The sequence below is a fragment of the Pseudomonas sp. NPDC087614 genome (genome assembly GCF_044743485.1).
Classification (GTDB): domain Bacteria; phylum Pseudomonadota; class Gammaproteobacteria; order Pseudomonadales; family Pseudomonadaceae; genus Aquipseudomonas; species Aquipseudomonas baetica_A.
In genome coordinates, this window is record NZ_JBIUWN010000035.1 from 9,484 (window position 1) to 25,710 (window position 16,227).

Here is a 16,227-nt window from a genome sequence, read left to right on the forward strand (position 1 = left end):
GCTCCGAAACTATTCGGGGGTATCTTTGACTACGATCAAAAGCATGAGCGTCTGACCGAGGTCAATCGCGAGCTTGAAGATCCGAGTGTCTGGAACAAACCTGAATACGCCCAGGAGCTGGGCCGCGAGCGCGCTGCGCTGGCGCAGATCGTCGATACCCTCGACGAACTGAACGGTGGTCTGGCCGATTGCCGCGACCTGCTGGACATGGCTGTCGAAGAAAACGACGAAGGCGCAGTGGGCGATGTTGTCGCCGAGCTGGCCCGTCTCGAGGACAACCTCGCCAAGCTCGAATTTCGCCGCATGTTCAGCCACGAGATGGACCCGAACAACGCCTACCTGGACATCCAGGCCGGTTCCGGCGGCACCGAAGCCCAGGACTGGGCCAACATCCTGCTGCGCATGTACCTGCGCTGGGCTGACAAACGCGGTTTCGACGCGACCATCATGGAACTGTCGGCCGGTGAAGTCGCCGGGATCAAAGGCGCGACCGTGCACATCAAGGGCGAATACGCCTTTGGCTGGCTGCGTACCGAAATCGGCGTACACCGTCTGGTGCGCAAGAGCCCGTTCGACTCCGGCAACCGTCGCCACACTTCGTTCTCGGCGGTTTTCGTCTCGCCAGAGATCGACGACAAGGTGGAAATCGAAATCAACCCGGCAGACCTGCGGATCGACACCTATCGTTCCTCCGGTGCCGGTGGTCAGCACGTAAACACCACCGACTCGGCCGTACGTATTACTCACGTACCGACCAACACCGTGGTCAGTTGCCAGAACGAACGTTCCCAGCACGCCAACAAGGACACCGCCATGAAAATGCTGCGGGCCAAGTTGTACGAGCAGGAAATGCAGAAACGCAACGCAGCGTCTCAGGCGCTGGAAGACACCAAGTCCGATATCGGCTGGGGTCACCAGATCCGCTCCTACGTGCTTGACGCCTCGCGCATCAAGGACCTGCGGACCAACATCGAACGCAGCGACTGCGACAAGGTGCTCGATGGCGACATCGACGACTACCTGGAAGCCAGCCTGAAATCGGGGCTGTAAAGCCGTCAGCCCGACCTTAAGTCCCCCGTCAATGGCGGGGGCAACGAACCTGTGATGGAAAATTTAAAGACATGAGCGACCAACAACTCGATCCGCAAGCCCTGCAACAGGAAGAAAACTCCCTGATCGCCCTGCGCAAGGAAAAGCTTGCTGCCGAGCGCGCCAAGGGCAATGCCTTCCCGAACGACTTCCGCCGCGAAAACTACTGCGAAGAACTGCAGAAGCAATACGCGGACAAGACCAAGGAAGAGCTGGCAGAGGCTGCAATCCCGGTCAAGGTTGCCGGTCGTATCATGCTCAACCGTGGCTCGTTCATGGTGATCCAGGACATGACCGGTCGCATTCAGGTCTACGTCAACCGCAAGACGCTGTCCGAAGAAACCCTGGCCGCGGTGAAAACCTGGGACATGGGCGACATCATTGCCGCTGTTGGCACCCTGGCCCGTTCCGGCAAGGGTGACCTGTACGTTGAAATGACCGACGTGCGCCTGCTGACCAAGTCGCTGCGCCCGTTGCCGGACAAGCACCACGGCCTGACCGACACCGAACAACGCTACCGTCAGCGTTACGTTGACCTGATCGTCAACGAAGACGTGCGCCAGACCTTCCGCGTACGTTCGCAAGTGATCGCGCACATCCGCAGCTTCCTGATGAAGCGCGACTTCCTCGAAGTCGAAACGCCGATGCTGCAGACCATTCCTGGCGGCGCTGCGGCCAAGCCGTTCGAAACCCACCACAACGCGCTGGACATGGAAATGTTCCTGCGTATCGCCCCGGAGCTGTACCTCAAGCGTCTGGTGGTTGGCGGTTTTGAAAAGGTCTTCGAGATCAACCGCAACTTCCGTAACGAAGGCGTTTCGACGCGTCACAACCCGGAATTCACCATGTTGGAGTTCTACCAGGCGTACGCCGACTACGAAGACAACATGGACCTTACCGAAGAACTGTTCCGCGAACTGGCGCAACTGGTGCTGGGCAGCACTGACGTGCCGTACGGTGAAAAGGTGTTCCACTTCGGCGAACCGTTCGTGCGTCTGTCGGTATTCGACTCGATCCTCAAGTACAACCCTGAGCTGAGCGCCGATGACCTGAACGACATCGACAAGGCGCGCGCCATTGCCAAGAAGGCCGGCGCCAAGGTGCTGGGCTTCGAAGGTCTGGGCAAGCTGCAGGTGATGATTTTCGAAGAACTGGTCGAGCACAAACTCGAGCAGCCGCACTTCATCACTCAGTACCCGTTCGAAGTGTCGCCGCTGGCCCGTCGCAACGACGACAACCCGAACGTCACCGACCGTTTCGAGCTGTTCATCGGCGGCCGTGAAATCGCCAACGCCTACTCCGAGTTGAACGACGCCGAAGACCAGGCCGAGCGCTTCATGGCGCAGGTGGCCGACAAGGACGCCGGCGACGACGAAGCCATGCATTACGACGCCGACTTCGTGCGTGCGCTCGAGTACGGCATGCCGCCAACGGCCGGTGAAGGGATCGGCATCGATCGTCTGGTGATGTTGCTGACCAACTCGCCGTCGATTCGCGATGTGATCCTGTTCCCGCACATGCGACCGCAAGCGTAAACGTTTCAGTTAAAAAGCCGCCTAAAACAGGCGGCTTTTTATTGCCCGTCTGGTACAAATGTATCAATTGGTTACTTTTGAAATAGCAGAGGAAGTGCTGTCGTGATGGTTGCAATCGCTCAAGAAGGTGCAGCGGGTATCGCCACTGCGGTCGCTGAAAGTGTTCAGTACCAGGGCCGCAAGGCCAGCCGACAGGGCAGTGAACAGCGTCGACAGGTCATTCTCGACGCGGCGATGCGCATTGTCGTGCGTGATGGCGTGCGTGCCGTGCGCCACCGTGCGGTAGCAGCCGAGGCCGGTGTGCCGCTGTCGGCCACCACGTATTACTTCAAGGACATCGATGACCTGCTCACCGATACCTTCGCCCAATACGTCGAACGCAGCGCGGCCTATATGGCCAAATTGTGGGTCAACAACGAAGGTCTGCTGCGTGAGATGGTCGTCAGTGGCGATGGCAGCCCGGAGTCGCGTTCGCAACTGGCCGATAATATTGCGCGGCTGATGACCGATTATGTCCATCGGCAACTGGTCAACCGTCGCGAGCATTTGATGGCCGAGCAGGCGTTCCGTCAGGAAGCGTTGCTGAACCCGCGCCTGGCCATCCTGGTGCGATCCCATCAGCAGATTTTGCTGCAGGGTACCTGCCAGTTGTTTCAGGTCCTGGGCTCGCGGGAACCGCAGCAGGATGCCAAGGTGTTGACGGCGATTGTCGGACGGATGGAATATCAGGGCCTGCTCAACGAAGCCGAGCCTTTGGCCGAGCAGGAGATGCTCGACATACTGACGCGGTATATGCACTTGGTGCTGGCGTCGGTGTAACCCTCTGAGGCAATCATAATTCCCACGGGGGACTGTGGCGATCTTCAGGGCCGTGATTGTTCATAGGGAGTATTGAATGAAAGCCTGGCGTGGTGTGCTGATCGCCTTGTCGTTGCTGTTGCTCAGTGGCTGTCTGGTGACTTTCAAGGCGCCTCTGGCCAGCAGTGACCCGGCGCCCAAGGGCTTGCTCGGCAAATGGTCGAGCACCAATGCCTGGGGCGAGCCGATGAGCCTTGTGCTGACGCGCGTCGGCAGCAACCGTTATCAAGCCGTCACTTGGTTGAAAGCCAAGCCCCGTGAGCGCGAAGCCTATCCTTTCACGGTGTCCCGTCATGGCAATCGCTGGTATCTGTCAGCGAAAGTACCGGCGCGGTTCGGCGGCCACTACACCATCGCCGGGTTCGAACTCACCGACAAACACGAACTGGTGGTCTACAGCCTCGATCTCGAGCAGATCAACCAAGCGATCAAAGAAAAAGCTCTCGACGGACAGGCCTTCCAGACCGACGATGGCGACGGCGCGCAAGTCGATAGCCCACTCGACAAGGTCTTTGCTTACCTCGACGATCCGGCCAATTCCGATGTGTTCGTCGAGGCTGCGCGCTATCAGCGCCAGCGCGCGGGCAAATAATTCAGTACGTCACGTTTTCTACAGGAGTTTCGGGTGGACGATTACCAGCAGACGATACGCATGTTGTCCGATCGCATTGTGCTGGCGCAGACGCCGATTCGCGTGCTCGATGCGGTCAAGTGGGACGAGAACGTGCGCAAGGGCTTCCTCAAGGCCAAGGGCAAGGAAATGCCAGCGGTGGATCGCGACTACTACCTCAATCGGCCGCTGACCTTTGATTCGAGCAAGGTCAAACTGGAATTCCAGAACATCGAGCGCGACATCACCCGCCAGCTCGGCCAGTTCAATCCGGTCGGGCAGATCATGCGGCGCATGTGCAAGGAATACCGCATGGTGGTGCGCATGCTCGAAGCGCGTGGCACCGAGGATTTCGGACTGATCTCGCAGGAACTGTACGGCGCTGCCTCGGATGCGTTCCACGCTGGCGACCCGACCCTGGCCGACCTCGGCCTGATGATGTCCGACTATTTGAACAACATCGATGGCCGTGGCGACCTGAAGGACGAACCTAAAATCCTCACCGCCAAGGACGCCGTGCATCTGCTGCAAACCCGTCTGAATAAAGTCTTCGGCGAGGCCGAGGAAACCATTCGCGTATTCGAGTCCGACGGCATCGTGGCCGACGCGGCGGCGGGGGCCGACTACATCAAGATCCGTACCGATGCGATGTTTAACGACCGCGACGTACGTGCGCTGGAGGTTCACGAAGGCCTGGTGCACGTCGGCACCACGCTCAACGGTTTGAACCAACCGATCTGCACCTTCCTGTCCAAGGGGCCGCCCTCATCGACGGTGACCCAGGAAGGCCTGGCGATCCTGATGGAAATCATCACCTTCGCCTCCTACCCGAGTCGTTTGCGCAAACTGACCAACCGCACCCGCGCCATCCACATGGTCGAGGAGGGCGCGGACTTCTTGCAGGTGTTCGAGTTCTTCCGCGAGCAGGGCTTTGAAATGGCCGAAAGCTACGGCAACGCCAGTCGGGTTTTCCGGGGTTCGACACCGACTGGTCTGCCATTCACCAAAGACTTGTCCTACCTCAAGGGCTTTATCATGGTTTACAACTACATTCAGTTGGCCGTGCGTAAGGGCAAGCTTGAGCAGATTCCGTTGCTGTTCTGCGGCAAGACCACGCTGGAGGACATGCGCACGATGCGCCAATTGGTGGATGAGGGATTGGTGGTGCCGCCCAAGTATTTGCCGGACCAGTTCCGCGACTTGAACGCGTTGTCGGCGTGGATGTGCTTCTCCAACTTCCTCAACCATTTGAGCCTGGACCGGATCGAAGCGGATTACTCCAACATCCTTTGAACCAACACAAAACCCTTGTAGGAGTGAGCAGGCTCACGCCTACAGTTTTCAATCGTGTACCAACCCGAATTTTCGCGAGGTTTCACCGGATGAGAATCCTCGGCATCTTTTGCCTGCTCCTGACCCTCGGCGGTTGCAGTTCGCTGTTGTTCTACCCGGAACCCGGTCAGGTCTTCACCCCGGAAAAAGCCAAACTCCAATACCGCACCGTCACGCTGGTGACGGCTGATGGCCTCAAGCTCAATGCCTGGTGGCTGCCGGCCAAGCCCGGCGTAGACGTCAAAGGCACGGTGCTGCATCTGCACGGCAACGGCGGCAATCTGCCGATGCACTTGGGCGGGAGTTGGTGGTTGCCGAAAAACGGCTATCAGGTATTGCTGGTCGACTATCGCGGCTACGGCCTGTCCGAGGGCGAACCGAGCCTGCCGGCGATCTATCAGGACATCGACGCGGCGTTCGCCTGGCTGGACAAGGCGCCAGAGGTCCAAGGCAAGCCGCTGGTCCTGCTCGGTCAAAGCCTCGGTGGTTCGATGGCCGTGCATTGGCTGGTACAGCATCCGCAGCGGCAGAAACAGCTCAAGGCACTGGTGCTCGACGGTGTGCCCGCCAGCTATCGAAGCGTCGGCCAATATGCGCTCAGTACCTCGTGGCTGACCTGGCCGTTCCAAGTGCCGCTGTCGTGGCTGGTGCCGGACGGCGACAGTGCGATCTACTCGATGCCGCAACTCAACGGCGTGCCGAAACTGATGTTCCACAGCATCGACGATCCGCTGGTGCCGCTTTCCAATGGCATCCGTCTGTATCAAGCTGCGCCGCCGCCGCGCGTTCTGCAGTTGACCCGTGGCGGCCATGTGCAGACGTTCGGCGATCCGGTGTGGCGTCAGGTGATGCTGCGCTATCTAGACGATCCCGAGCATTTCAACGGCCTGCGCCGTCTCGGCGAAATCCCCAATTACCCGCCACCCCCGAATTCTGAAAACGAGAGCCCGCAATGAGTGAAGAACGCAACGCTATCCCGCTGATCATCACCGGTATCTGCAGCATCCTCGGCACCGTGGGTGCCCTGTGGTACTACGGCTACCTGCACTTCGCCAAACCCGAGGATGCGTTGCTGCTCAACGAATTCACCATGCTCAAAACCGTGCCGGGCGAGGACTACAAAGTCTCGCTGGACCCGGCAGCGCAAGTGGCGCAGTGCATTGACGGGGTACTGGTGCTGTTCGATACCGAGCAGAAAGGTTTGACCGGTGTGCTGATCAACGGCCAGAAGAAAGCGGTGCGTTGCATGGGGCAGGAAACGCCGCAAAAACTCGAGCAATAACCGCCCCTACCCAAAGCCCACTAAAAAGCCCCGCCTGATCACTCAGGCGGGGCTTTTGCGTTACTGCTTACAGCTTAGTTCGAGCTGACCGCCGAACGTGGCATCACTGGCTGGTTGTCGTTGGAAATGGTCACTTCCACACGACGGTTCATCGCACGGCCCGACACGCTGCCGTTATCGGCAACCGGATATTCCTGGCCGTAGCCCTGAACCACGATGCGCGCAGGATCTACGCCCATTTTGATCAGCGCGACCTGTACCGACGTCGCACGACGCTCGGACAGCGACTGGTTGTACGACGCGGCGCCAGTGCTGTCGGTGTAACCCTCGACGATCACTTTGCGATCAGGGTTTTGCTGGAGGAACTGCGCCAGTTTGTTGATGTTCACCAGACCGCTGGATTTCAGGTCAGCCTTGTTGGTGGCAAACAGCACGTCACCGAAAGTCACCAGCGTACCGCGATCAGTCTGCTTGGCGTTCAGGCTTTGCTGCAGCTGTTTGATCTGCTGGTCACGAGCATCCAGACGCGCCTGGGCACGCTGGGCTGCGGCGTTCTTCAGATTGTTCTCAGCGGTACGCAGGGCGATGGTCTGCTTGGCCACTTCCACGCGCTGGTTGGTCAGGTAGGCCAGTTGATCGACCTTGGACGCATCTTGCTTGTCCATATAGGCCTTGTCGGCCTTGTCCAGATAATCGCTGGCATCTTTGGTTTCCAGCGCTGCCACTTTGCTCGCTTGCGGGTTGGCTTGCAGGCCGGCGTAGTTGGTGCGCGCCTGTTCCAGGTTCGGGTTAGGCGGGGTAGAGCAGGCAGCCAAGGCAACGCTTGCGGCCAGGAGAGCGGGAATCATCAATTGCTTACGCATAATTTTTCGTCCTTTCTATCGATAAGAGTTTCAGCTTTGCAGTCCGGATGCGCGCTTATTGCACGGTGCGCTGACTTTCCTGACGCAGTTCCTGAATACCTTTCTGGGAATCCTTCACCGCTCGCTCGGCTTTCATGGCTTGTGCCTTGCGTTCGGCGACACGGGCATCCCACTCGGCTTGTTCGGCGAGGACGCGGGCTTCGTCATACTTCTTATCGTGCATGGCGATTTCGGCTTGTTTGAGTTTGTCCTGCGCTTGCTTCATCTCCACAGCAGCGAACTCAGTACCACCGGCGCTGACCGCGCTGTTCACGGCCGATTGAGTCACGGCGTATTGCTCGCTCGGTGGATTGCCTGCGCAACCGGCCAGCACGAAGCTGGTGCCGATGGCCAGAGCAGCCAGTTTCAGACCGCGCAAGTGAGAGAACGAGGTTTGGGTCTTCATGGTCTTCAACTCCATTGTTTAACTCCTGATAAAACCGAAAATCCATCCTGGTCGAGGAGCCGCAAGCGTCATGTGGCAGCGCGTTTTTGAAACGCTCGTTCCAGGCGTGGTTACAGGTTCCGACCGGAGGCGTTTTTCAAAAGTTCAGAAAAGATGGCCTATCGCCAAAAAGAAATCTGACCGAATGGACAGGGCTCTAAAGCGGGAACTTTGGCGATTTTGAGTGGTACGCGCGGGAGTTTTTGCAGCCCGAAAACACACCCTGCCAAAGGGAGAGATTCGGTCAATGTGGGAGCGGGCTTGCTCGCGAAAGCCTCGAGTCAGTCGACAGAAATGCCGACTGCCAGAGCACGTTCGCGAGCAAGCCTGCTTGCGTCCAGACCTATGTCCGATCAGTGTTTTTGCTTGTTCCCAGCCGACGACAAGTCCTGCAAATGCCTGCGCGAGAGGGCGAGAAAGCGCGGGGTCGGCCCGACGTCTTCGTACAGCGGATCACCTTCCTCGTCAGTCGCGACCACGGTTGAGCCTTTCACATAGGGCAGGCTCGCTTCGAACTCCTCAAGCGCAGCGCCAAGCAGTTCGCCAAGCAGTTCTTCGGGGTGGCGTTTGGGGTACATCTCGGCAATTGCCGCCAGGCGCGCGGCGGCCTCGACGTCCAGATGAATCGTGTAGCCCGTGTCGGTCATACGACCTTTGGCGTTTTCTTCCCAATGCTGGGCGAGTTCACGGATTTTCATAATGACCTCATGTCGCACCTGATCAAAGCAGGCCAGGGGGAGTGTCCGGCGGAGCCGGCGGCAAGCCGTTGTGCGGCTCAGTGTTGAGACTAGCTTTCGGCCACAAGGTTTAAAGTCCCTTCGTCGCCTGCTTGTAAGAAGCGGCGCAGAGCGGCACTCTCTAGGTCATGCACTCGTTTCTAAGCCGTCCGGATTACTGCTGGAGAATTGCTGATGACTGATATTGATGCACGCTTGCGCGAGGATGTTCACCTGCTCGGAGAGCTGTTGGGCAATACCATTCGAGACCAGTATGGCGAGGATTTTCTCGACAAGATCGAGCAGATCCGCAAGGGTGCCAAGGCCGACCGGGGAGGCTCCACGGACGCTGAACTCAGTGCCAGCCTCAATCAATTGAGCGAAGACGAATTGCTTCCCGTGGCGCGGGCGTTCAACCAGTTCCTGAACCTGGCGAACATCGCCGAGCAGTATCAGTTGATTCATCGCCGTGAAGAGTCGCAGCCTGCGCCGTTCGAATCCCGTGTCTTGCCCGAATTGCTTGCGCGCCTGCGCAACGAAGGCCACAGCGCCGAATCGCTGGCCCGGCAACTGGCGAGTCTGGAAATCGAATTGGTGCTGACCGCACACCCGACCGAGGTCGCCCGCCGCACGCTGATCCAGAAATACGACGCGATTGCCGCGCAACTCGCCGCTCAGGATCACCGTGACCTGACCACGGCCGAACGCGAGCAGATCCAGAACACCCTGCAACGGCTGATCGCTGAAGCCTGGCACACCGAAGAAATCCGCCGCACGCGCCCGACACCGGTCGACGAAGCCAAGTGGGGCTTTGCCGTGATCGAGCACTCGCTGTGGCAGGCAGTTCCCAACCACATGCGCAAGGCTGATCAGGCGCTGCACGCGGCTACCGGCCTGCGGTTGCCGCTTGAAGCAGCACCGATTCGATTCGCGTCCTGGATGGGCGGCGACCGCGACGGCAACCCCAACGTCACGGCAGCGGTGACTCGCGAAGTGTTGCTGCTGGCGCGCTGGATGGCGGCGGATTTGTACCTGCGCGATGTCGATCACCTGGCGGCCGAGTTGTCGATGCAGCAGGCCAGCGACGCGCTGAAAGCCAAGGCCGGCGACAGCGCCGAGCCGTATCGTGCGGTGCTCAAGCAATTGCGCGAACGCCTGCGTGCCACCCGCAACTGGGCGCATGCGTCGCTGACGGCGGCGACACCGGCGCCTGCCGATGTGCTGCACAACAACCGCGATCTGCTTGATCCATTGGAACTGTGCTTCAACTCGCTGCATGAGTGCGGCATGGGCGTGATTGCCGACGGGCCGCTGCTCGATTGCCTGCGCCGGGCCGTGACCTTTGGCCTGTTTCTGGTGCGCCTGGATGTGCGTCAGGATTCGTCGCGGCACAGTTCGGCCATGACTGAAATCACCGACTATCTTGGGCTCGGTCGTTACGAAGACTGGGACGAAGAGCAGCGCATCACCTTCCTGACCCGCGAGCTTAGCAATCGTCGGCCGTTGCTGCCGGCGCATTTCAAACCGTCCGCCGACACTGCGGAAGTGCTCGCCACTTGCAAGGAAATTGCCGCCGCACCGGGCGCCTCGCTGGGATCCTACGTGATCTCGATGGCCGGCGCGGCTTCCGATGTGCTCGCCGTGCAATTGCTGCTCAAAGAGTCCGGCGTGTTGCGGCCAATGCGCGTCGTGCCGCTGTTCGAAACCCTGGCTGACCTCGATAACGCCGGGCCGGTGATGGAGCGTCTGTTGCTGCTGCCGGGCTATCGCGCGCGGCTGCAAGGCCCGCAGGAAGTCATGATCGGTTACTCCGACTCGGCCAAGGACGCCGGCACGACGGCAGCGGCCTGGGCGCAATACCGCGCGCAGGAGCGGCTGGTGGACATTTGCCTCGAGCAGCAAGTCGAACTGCTGTTGTTCCATGGTCGTGGCGGCACCGTGGGACGTGGCGGTGGCCCGGCGCACGCGGCGATTCTGTCGCAGCCACCGGGATCGGTCGCGGGGCGTTTCCGCACCACCGAGCAGGGCGAAATGATTCGTTTCAAATTTGGCCTGCCGGACATTGCCGAACAAAACCTCAATCTGTATCTCGCCGCTGTGCTCGAAGCCACGTTGCTGCCACCGCCGCCGCCAACGCCTCAATGGCGCCATCTGATGGATGAACTGGCGGCCGACGGCGTCAGCGCTTATCGCAAAGTCGTGCGTGAGAATCCGCAGTTCGTCGAGTATTTCCGTCAGTCCACGCCGGAGCAGGAATTGGGCCGGTTGCCGCTCGGCAGCCGGCCTGCCAAGCGCCGTGCTGGCGGGATTGAAAGCCTGCGGGCGATCCCGTGGATCTTCGGCTGGACGCAAACGCGCTTGATGCTGCCGGCCTGGCTCGGCTGGGAATCGGCGCTGAGCAAGGCGCTGGAACGCGGCGAGGGCGAGTTGCTGGGGCAGATGCGTGAGCAATGGCCGTTCTTCCGCACGCGTATCGACATGCTGGAAATGGTCCTGGCCAAGGCTGACGCCGATATTGCGCTGTCCTACGACGAGCGTCTGGTCGAGCCGGAATTGCTGCCGTTGGGTGCGCACTTACGCGACCTATTGTCGCAGGCATGCTCGGTGGTACTTGGGTTGACCGGTCAGTCGCAGTTGCTGGCACACAGTCCGGACACCCTTGAATTCATCCGTCTGCGCAACACCTATCTCGACCCGCTGCATCTATTACAAGCCGAATTGCTGGCACGTTCGCGACAGCAGCATGTCGAGCAGGGCAGCCCGGTGGAACAGGCGTTACTGGTGTCTGTGGCGGGCATTGCCGCCGGTTTGCGTAATACCGGCTAAGGTTTTTGCCGTGGCATGCCGTGCCCGGAGTCAACGCCGGGTGCCGCTTCGCACGCTGAGGAAAGTGCCGCCAGGCGACAGTAAGTGACGGGGTTGCGACTTGGGTCACCGCGTCGCGAGGTCGCGGCAGGCGCGGGTTTCTCCGACTTTTGGCGTCTTGTGTGGGCGCAGCCTGCTGTGTATCTTGATCAGCCTTTGGCCGTTTATGCGGCCACGACCCGTATTTTTCAGGAATCGTCCCATGCGGCGAGTCCTTTGTTTTGTAAAAGCTTTTTATAAAAAAATTGAGGAGCACATCTAATGCGCGTCATTCTGCTGGGAGCTCCCGGGGCCGGTAAAGGTACTCAGGCTAAGTTCATCACCGAAAAATTCGGCATTCCGCAAATCTCCACTGGTGACATGCTGCGTGCAGCGGTCAAGGCCGGCACTCCACTGGGCGTTCAAGCCAAAAGCATCATGGATGCCGGCGGCCTGGTGTCGGATGATCTGATCATCGCACTGGTTCAGGATCGTATCGCGCAACCTGACTGCGCCAACGGCTTCCTGTTCGACGGTTTCCCGCGCACCATTCCGCAGGCCGAAGCACTGGTGACTGCTGGCGTCGAATTGGACGCCGTGGTTGAAATCGCCGTTGAAGACGAAGAAATCGTTCAGCGTATCGCCGGACGTCGTGTTCACGAAGCCAGCGGCCGGGTGTATCACATCGTCTACAACCCGCCGAAAATCGCAGGCAAAGACGACATCACCGGCGAAGAGCTGGTACAGCGCAAGGACGACACCGAAGAAACCGTGCGTCATCGCCTGTCGGTCTACCATTCGCAGACCAAGCCGCTGGTGGACTTCTACCAGAAGCTGTCGGCTGCCAACGGCAAGCCGAAGTGCAGCCACATCCCGGGCGTTGGTTCGGTAGAAGCAATCACCGCCAAGGTGCTTGAAGCGTTGAGCTGAAAAAGCTGATTAGCTGCATCATCCACGGCCCGCTTGCGGGCCGTAGTTGTTTATACTGACGCACTTTTTCCCCACCCCTGTTTTGGATACATCGATGAGCACCTTGCTGGCCCTGGACACCGCGACTGAAGCTTGCTCCGTTGCCTTGCTGCATGACGGCAAGGTCACGAGCCATTACGAGGTGATTCCGCGCCTGCACGCGCAAAAGCTGCTGCCGATGATCCAGCAATTGCTGGCCGATGCCGGTACCACGTTGCAAGCGGTGGATGCTATTGCGTTCGGTCGTGGGCCGGGTGCGTTTACCGGTGTGCGAATTGCCATCGGTGTGGTGCAGGGCTTGGCGTTCGCGCTGGATCGTCCGGTGCTGCCGGTGTCCAACCTGGCCGTGTTGGCGCAACGTGCGTTTCGCGAGCAGGGTGTGAGCCAGGTTGCAGCGGCGATCGATGCGCGCATGGACGAAGTGTATTGGGGCTGCTATCGCGAGACGGCGGGGGAGATGCGTCTGGTCGGCGCCGAAGCAGTGCTGCCGCCGGAAGTCGCGGCGCTGCCGGTCGATGCCAGTGGCGAATGGTTCGGTGCTGGCACTGGCTGGGGCTATGGTGAGCGTATCGCAGTGAACCTGAGCGGTTCAGACGCGGGCATGCTGCCCCACGCCGAAGACCTGTTGACCTTGGCACGCTTTGCTTGGGAGCGCGGCGAAACGATTCCGGCCGATGATGCGCAGCCGGTTTACCTGCGCGATAAAGTGGCTACCCCCAAGGCCCGCTGATTCACCCAAAAACCTGTGGGAGCGAGCAAGCTTGCTCCCACAGTGAATAGTGCTCTGCCTGAAGTCTGCCAATCGTCAGTTTCTAACCCCACGTTTTAAACCTTTTGCGCTTTATGTGTTCTAGTTATCACTCGGCAGTTTGCTAAGTCGGTCAAGTGCCGCTAAATTGCCATCATTGATACCGAGCATGAATTTATGCGTATAGACGGCGTTTCCTCTCAGTCCTACCCCATCAAGCGCAAGCCTCGCAAAGGCAATGTGGCGCAGGAAGAAACCGTCGACGATATCGACGGCGAGTTGGAATTCCCCACCGAAGAGCAACTGGCCGCCCGTGCTGCCAAAGCCTCTGCGCAACGCTTGAGCAATCTGCCTGCCCGTCAGCAAGACATGATCTACCACCGTGCGATGAAGAAAAGCGTAGCCATGGCCTTGGCCAGCTACCTGAGCACTGCCGGTTTTGTCGATTGGGATGCGGACGTGCTGGGCCTCGACCTTTACATCTGATGGCTCTGCCTTACTACCTCGGTTGCCCGTCCTGGAGCGAAAACGCCTGGCGCGAGTATCTGTATCCGGAAGACGCCAAAACCTCTGATTTCCTCAGCCTCTATTGCCAAGTGTTCAACGCCGTGGAAGGCAACACGACCTTCTACGCCAGTCCTTCGCCGGCCACTGTGCAGCGTTGGGCCGACGTCATGCCTGAACACTTTCGCTTCACTGCCAAGTTCCCCGGCGACATTAGCCACAGCGGTGACCTGCGCGAGCAACTGACCGCCGCCGAAACCTTCCTGCAGTTACTCAAACCCCTCGGCGAGCGTGTCTCGCCGCTGTGGCTGCAATTGTCGAAAAGCTTCACGCCGCATCGGTTGCCGGAGTTGGCGGCGTTTATCGATGCGCTGGACTGCCCGCTGGCGGTTGAGGTGCGGCATGAGCAGTTCTTCGCCAAGGGCGAGAGCGAGCGCCTGCTCAATCGGCTGCTGCTCGATCGTGGGGTTGAGCGTATCTGTCTCGACCCGCGAGCGCTGTTCAGTTGCCTGTCGACCGAGTCTTCGGTGATTCACGCCCAATCGAAAAAGCCGCGTGTGCCGACGCGTCCAGCGGCGTTCACGCAGTTCCCGCAAGTGCGCTTTATTGGTCATCCCGAGCTTGAGGCCAACGATGCGTTCCTGGTGCCGTGGGTGGCGAAAATCGCCGAGTGGATAGAAGAAGGCCGCACGCCATACATCTTCCTGCACACTGCCGACAACCTGCTGGCGGCGAAGTTGGCGCAACGTTTTCATGTACAACTGATGCAACGTTTGCCTGGCTTGCCATCGCTGCCTGAGCTATACAGAGAACCCGCCGCGGAGCAACTTGGCCTGCTCTGAGGCGGGTTTATTCATCTGCCCCGGAGCTGCCAATGGACGCGCAAACCCGCAAAGCCCACGCCTTCAAAGCCCTGCATGAACGCCCGGGGATTTTCGTTATTCCCAATCCGTGGGACGCCGGTTCAGCGAAGATGCTCGCCAGCCTTGGCTATCAGGCACTGGCGACGACCAGCGCCGGTTACGCATTTTCCCAGGGCAAAGCCGATGGTGCTTTGAGTCTCGATGAGACGTTGGCGAATGTCCGCGCGATTATCGCAGCCACCGATTTGCCGGTAGCGGTGGATCTGGAAAACGGTTTCGCCGATGACCCGGTCGAATGCGCCCAAAGCTTGCTGCGCGCAGCCGAAGCGGGCGCGGTAGGCGCCTCAATCGAAGACGCCACCGGCCGTGAAGACGCCCCGATCTATTGCTTTGAACACGCCGTGGCGCGCGTCGAAGCCGCCGTCGCTGCCGTACGCACGTTGCCGTTTCCCTTCACCCTGACGGCCCGTGCGGAAAACTATCTGCACGGCAATCCCGATATCAATGACACCGTCCGCCGCTTGCAGGCTTTTGCCGAGGCAGGCGCCGACGTGCTGTATGCGCCCGGCTTGCGCAATGCTGACGAAGTGCTGGCGGTGGTGCGTGCGGTGGCCCCCAAACCGGTCAACGTCCTGATGTCCGGCGGGCTGAAGATGACGGTGCAGCAACTGGAAGACATCGGTGTGCGGCGGATCAGTACCGGTTCGGCATTGGCCCTGGCCGCGTTCGGCGAATTCTTCCGTGCGGCTGAAGAAATCCAGCAATCGGGCACATTCGGTTTTACGTCGCAGTCGATGCCTTACGCCAAGGCCAATCAGTTTTTCAAAGGCTGAACAGGGTGCGATGGATTCCATGGGCTGTGCTGCTGGTCATTGTCGGCGCCATGGTCAGTGTCTGGCGTGGTTGGCTGCCAGTGCCGCCCGAGTGGAACCCGTGGGCGCCGCTGGATGTAAAGGCCGCGCCCAATTGGCTGACCGGTTACAAGCTGATGCGCTTGCGCGGTGACCCAGAGCTGTGTGCGCAAGCACTGGCCAGCTCGGCGTTGCGCGTGACGAGCCAAGCGGACAGCCCCGACGCCAAGTGCCCGCTGATTGGCGCCTTGCGCGTTCAGGGTGCAGAGGTGGCCCTGAGCAGCAGCTTCCTCGCCAGTTGCCCGTTGGCGGTGGCTTACGCGATGTTCGAGCGACACACCCTGCAACCCGCCGCGCAGGCCGTTTACGGCGAGAACGTCGCACGCCTGGATCACCTCGGCAGTTTCGCCTGCCGCAATCTCTACAACCGCGAGAGCGGCGCGCTCAGCCGGCATGCCAGTGCCGATGCGCTGGATATCGCCGGTTTTCGTCTGGCGAGCGGTCGCCGTGTCAGCGTGCTAAAGGATTGGCCCAAGCAGAATCAGGACGCACAGTTTCTGCGTCAGGTGCGTGATGGCGCGTGCCAGGCATTCAGTGTGGTGTTGAGCCCGGATTACAACGCGGCGCATCGCAATCATTTTCATGTCGATATCGGGCGCTGGAGCGTGTGTCGCTGAGG

The 16,227-nt window shown here is 59.9% G+C and carries 17 protein-coding genes; 14 read left to right on the forward strand and 3 right to left on the reverse strand.

Going from position 1 to position 16,227, the window contains the following annotated elements; all coding sequences use genetic code 11:
* The 7 genes from prfB to ACIOWA_RS14890 all read left to right on the forward strand — a co-directional run.
* A partial coding sequence (gene prfB, locus ACIOWA_RS14860) for a peptide chain release factor 2 (RefSeq protein ID WP_401160458.1) occupies positions 1–1,050 on the forward strand: 1,050 nt, incomplete at its 5' end.
* Between the two features lie 71 nt (positions 1,051–1,121).
* Entirely contained in the window at positions 1,122–2,624 is a 1,503-nt protein-coding gene (lysS, locus tag ACIOWA_RS14865; RefSeq protein WP_339430513.1) for a lysine--tRNA ligase, read from the forward strand.
* Positions 2,625–2,729: 105 nt separating this feature from the next.
* Positions 2,730–3,443, forward strand: a complete 714-nt coding sequence (locus tag ACIOWA_RS14870) for a TetR/AcrR family transcriptional regulator (protein WP_401160490.1) — start codon at positions 2,730–2,732, stop codon at positions 3,441–3,443.
* A gap of 76 nt (positions 3,444–3,519) precedes the next feature.
* On the forward strand, positions 3,520–4,074 hold the full coding sequence (locus ACIOWA_RS14875) for a hypothetical protein (RefSeq protein WP_339430514.1): 555 nt from the start codon (positions 3,520–3,522) through the stop codon (positions 4,072–4,074).
* A 60-nt stretch (positions 4,075–4,134) separates the two neighbouring features.
* The gene (locus ACIOWA_RS14880) at positions 4,135–5,385 is read left to right on the forward strand and encodes a flavohemoglobin expression-modulating QEGLA motif protein (protein ID WP_339430759.1); all 1,251 of its coding nucleotides are present in this window, start codon (positions 4,135–4,137) and stop codon (positions 5,383–5,385) included.
* 89 nt (positions 5,386–5,474) lie between these two features.
* Positions 5,475–6,380 carry an alpha/beta hydrolase gene (locus tag ACIOWA_RS14885; protein WP_339430515.1) on the forward strand — a complete coding sequence of 302 codons (906 nt, stop codon included), beginning with the start codon at positions 5,475–5,477 and terminating at the stop codon, positions 6,378–6,380.
* Positions 6,377–6,706 carry a hypothetical protein gene (locus tag ACIOWA_RS14890; protein ID WP_221733971.1) on the forward strand — a complete coding sequence of 110 codons (330 nt, stop codon included), beginning with the start codon at positions 6,377–6,379 and terminating at the stop codon, positions 6,704–6,706. Before ACIOWA_RS14885 ends, ACIOWA_RS14890 begins: the two co-directional genes overlap by 4 nt.
* Positions 6,707–6,780: 74 nt before the next feature.
* On the opposite strand, the gene ACIOWA_RS14895 is transcribed toward ACIOWA_RS14890, so the two are convergent.
* From ACIOWA_RS14895 to ACIOWA_RS14905, 3 genes are all read right to left on the reverse strand, one after another.
* Positions 6,781–7,569 (reverse strand): OmpA family protein, encoded by a 789-nt coding sequence (locus tag ACIOWA_RS14895; RefSeq protein ID WP_401160461.1) that lies wholly within the window; start codon positions 7,567–7,569, stop codon positions 6,781–6,783.
* A gap of 55 nt (positions 7,570–7,624) precedes the next feature.
* Complete coding sequence (locus ACIOWA_RS14900) at positions 7,625–8,029, reverse strand: DUF4398 domain-containing protein (protein ID WP_221733969.1); 405 nt, start codon at positions 8,027–8,029, stop codon at positions 7,625–7,627.
* Positions 8,030–8,406: 377 nt separating this feature from the next.
* The gene (locus tag ACIOWA_RS14905) at positions 8,407–8,751 is read right to left on the reverse strand and encodes a pilin assembly protein (protein ID WP_339430517.1); all 345 of its coding nucleotides are present in this window, start codon (positions 8,749–8,751) and stop codon (positions 8,407–8,409) included.
* 213 nt (positions 8,752–8,964) lie between these two features.
* On the opposite strand from ACIOWA_RS14905, the gene ppc reads away from it, so the two are divergent.
* From ppc to ACIOWA_RS14940, 7 genes are all read left to right on the forward strand, one after another.
* Positions 8,965–11,595: a phosphoenolpyruvate carboxylase gene (gene ppc / locus ACIOWA_RS14910; protein ID WP_401160463.1), complete on the forward strand. Its 2,631-nt coding sequence runs from the start codon at positions 8,965–8,967 to the stop codon at positions 11,593–11,595.
* A gap of 300 nt (positions 11,596–11,895) precedes the next feature.
* A complete protein-coding gene (adk, locus tag ACIOWA_RS14915; RefSeq protein ID WP_339430519.1) occupies positions 11,896–12,543 on the forward strand; it encodes an adenylate kinase in 648 nt (215 codons plus the stop codon).
* 94 nt (positions 12,544–12,637) lie between these two features.
* Positions 12,638–13,312: a tRNA (adenosine(37)-N6)-threonylcarbamoyltransferase complex dimerization subunit type 1 TsaB gene (tsaB, locus tag ACIOWA_RS14920; protein WP_339507501.1), complete on the forward strand. Its 675-nt coding sequence runs from the start codon at positions 12,638–12,640 to the stop codon at positions 13,310–13,312.
* Between the two features lie 195 nt (positions 13,313–13,507).
* Positions 13,508–13,816 carry a hypothetical protein gene (locus ACIOWA_RS14925; RefSeq protein ID WP_339430521.1) on the forward strand — a complete coding sequence of 103 codons (309 nt, stop codon included), beginning with the start codon at positions 13,508–13,510 and terminating at the stop codon, positions 13,814–13,816.
* Positions 13,816–14,676 (forward strand): DUF72 domain-containing protein, encoded by an 861-nt coding sequence (locus ACIOWA_RS14930; RefSeq protein WP_401160466.1) that lies wholly within the window; start codon positions 13,816–13,818, stop codon positions 14,674–14,676. Before ACIOWA_RS14925 ends, ACIOWA_RS14930 begins: the two co-directional genes overlap by 1 nt.
* A gap of 32 nt (positions 14,677–14,708) precedes the next feature.
* Positions 14,709–15,530 carry an isocitrate lyase/phosphoenolpyruvate mutase family protein gene (locus ACIOWA_RS14935; RefSeq protein WP_401160468.1) on the forward strand — a complete coding sequence of 274 codons (822 nt, stop codon included), beginning with the start codon at positions 14,709–14,711 and terminating at the stop codon, positions 15,528–15,530.
* A gap of 50 nt (positions 15,531–15,580) precedes the next feature.
* Entirely contained in the window at positions 15,581–16,225 is a 645-nt protein-coding gene (locus ACIOWA_RS14940) for an extensin family protein (RefSeq protein ID WP_401160492.1), read from the forward strand.
* Positions 16,226–16,227 lie beyond the last annotated feature (2 nt).